The sequence below is a fragment of the Methylobacterium sp. J-030 genome, assembly GCF_022829545.1.
GTDB lineage: Bacteria > Pseudomonadota > Alphaproteobacteria > Rhizobiales > Beijerinckiaceae > Methylobacterium.
This window is the reverse complement of sequence record NZ_JAKSYM010000244.1, coordinates 1-2,254: the sequence shown is the minus strand read 5'-3', so window position 1 is coordinate 2,254 and position 2,254 is coordinate 1. Positions and strand designations below refer to the sequence as shown.

At 66.9% G+C, this 2,254-nt stretch carries 3 protein-coding genes; all 3 read left to right on the top strand.

Annotated features, from left to right (window positions below):
• A partial coding sequence (locus MKK75_RS17705) for a D-glutamate cyclase family protein (RefSeq protein WP_244043850.1) occupies nt 1-181 on the top strand: 181 nt, incomplete at its 5' end.
• 40 nt (nt 182-221) lie between these two features.
• A complete protein-coding gene (locus MKK75_RS17700) occupies nt 222-1,466 on the top strand; it encodes an ABC transporter substrate-binding protein (RefSeq protein ID WP_244043849.1) in 1,245 nt (414 codons plus the stop codon).
• A gap of 117 nt (nt 1,467-1,583) precedes the next feature.
• Nucleotides 1,584-2,254, top strand: a 671-nt coding sequence (locus MKK75_RS17695; RefSeq protein WP_244043848.1) for a branched-chain amino acid ABC transporter permease, incomplete at its 3' end; no start/stop codon positions are given.

Sequence of the window (2,254 nt, the reverse complement as noted above, 5' to 3'; positions counted from 1 at the left end):
CGGCGCCCCCGATTACGGCGACTCGGTGCGGATCGGCGACGACGAGATCCCGGTGTTCTGGGCCTGCGGCGTCACCCCCCAATCGGTGATCGCGTCGGCCCGCCCGGATTTCGCGATCACCCACGCGCCGGGCTGCATGCTCATCACCGACCGGCTCAACGCCGAATTCGCGATGGCGTGAATCCCGCATTCCGGCGCCCGTCCCTTTTGGAGAACGCCCCATGCTGCGTCGTCGCGAAATTCTGGCCGCTGGCGCCCTAGCGCTCGCGGGCCTCAAGTCCCAGCGCGCGACGGCCGCCGACGAGGTGGTGGTCGGCGTGCTGTACGCCCTGTCCGGCGCCAGCGCCCAGAACGGCGTCGATGCCCGTCGCGCCTTCGAGACGGCGCTCGACGTGATCAACGAGAGCCACGACCTCGACCTGCCCGCCGCCAAAGGCGCCGGCCTCGAGGGGCTCGGCGGCGCCAAGATCCGCCTCGTCATCGCCGACCACCAGGGCGACCCGCAGAAGGGCCGCGCCGAGGCGGAGCGCCTGATCACCCAGGACAAGGTCATCGCGATCGTGGGCGCCTACCAGTCCAGCGTCTCGGCCACCGTAAGCGCGGTGTGCGAGCGCTACGGCGTGCCCTTCGTCTGTGCCGATTCTTCCTCGCCGAGTCTGAGCCGCCGGAACCTGAAATACTTCTTCCGACCGGCCGCCAACGACGAGATGTTCTCGGCGGCAATGTTCGATCTCACGGACGGCCTGCGCAAGCAGGGCAAGATGATCGACTCGATTTCCCTGTTCTACGAGGACACGATCTACGGCATCGACTCTTCCAACGTGCAGCGTAAGCTCGCGAACGAGCGCGGCTACAAGATCGCCGCGGACGTGAAGTACAAGAGCAATTCGCCCTCGCTGACCGCCGAGGTGCAGGCGCTCAAGTCCGCGGGCGCCGACGTGCTGCTGCCGACCTGCTACACCAACGACGCCATCCTGCTCACAAAGACGATGGGCGAACTCGGCTACAAGCCGAAGGCCATCATCGCCCAGGCGGCGGGATTCTCCGAGAAATCCGTGTACGACGCGGTCGGCGACAAGCTCCAGGGCTTGATCTCGCGCGCGAGCTTCTCCCTCGACCTCGCTGCCAAGCGCCCCGCGGTCGGCATCGTCAACGAGATGTTCAGGAAGCGCGCCGATCGAGACCTGAACGACAACACCTCGCGCCAGTTCACGGCGATGCTGGTGCTCGCGGATGCTCTCAACCGGGCCGGTTCCACTGACGGTGCCAAGCTGCGCGCGGCGCTCGCCGCGACCGACATTCCCGGCACGCGCACAATCATGCCCTGGAAGAAGGTAGTTTTCGACGCGGGCGGACAGAACCCAGACGCGACGCCGGTCCTGATCCAGTACGTCGGCACCAAGTTCGTGACGGTGTTCCCCGAATCCGCCGCCGTCGCCCCGGCAATTTGGCCCATGAACGCCTGACCGGATCGGTCGCGCTCGGCGGATACTCGTCGCACCCCGCGCGCGGAGCGATTGCCCTCGCGTGAGCCCGATCAGCCCTCGATCACCTCTTCCTCGGACCTGCACGGGATTATGCCGATGACGATGCAAGCCCTCGTGCAGGTGCTGGCGAGCGGGTTACTCACCGGGCTGATCTACGGCCTCGTCGCGGTCGGCCTGTCGCTGATCTTCGGCCTGATGGATGTGGTCAATTTCGCCCACGGCGAATTCCTGATGCTGGCGATGTACGCGACCTTCGGGCTCGTTGTCGTGTCCGGTCTGGATCCGATCGTGCTGATGCCGCTCGTCGCCGCGCTGATGTTCGTCCTCGGCGGCACCGTCTACTTCGGCGTGGTCCGCTTCGCGATGCGGGCCAAGGCCAACCAGGGCATGGTGCAGATCTTCGCGACCTTCGGCTTGGCGATCCTGCTCCAGGGCGTTGCGCAGTACCTGTTCACCCCGGACTACCGCAGCCTCCAGGTGTCCTGGCTCGGAGGGAAGACCCTTGACCTCGGTGGCGTCTACCTGCCCTGGCCGCAGGTGTTCGGAGCTCTCGTCTCGCTGGCGGCCTTCGGCGGCCTGTTCCTCCTGATGACGCGGACCGATTTCGGCCGGGCCCTGGAAGCGACGCGCGAGGATCAGGGTGCCGTCGCTCTGGTCGGCATCGACCGCAACCGGATCTTCGCCCTCGGCTGGGGGCTCGGTGCGGCGCTTGTCGGCCTCGCGGGCGCCGTGCTGACCGTGTTCTACTACATCCATCCCGGCGTCGG

Excerpts from the sequence above, each read along its gene's own strand:
- MKK75_RS17700 (WP_244043849.1), top strand. The coding sequence starts at position 222 with ATGCTGCGTCGTCGCGAAATTCTGGCCGCTGGCGCCCTAGCGCTCGCG.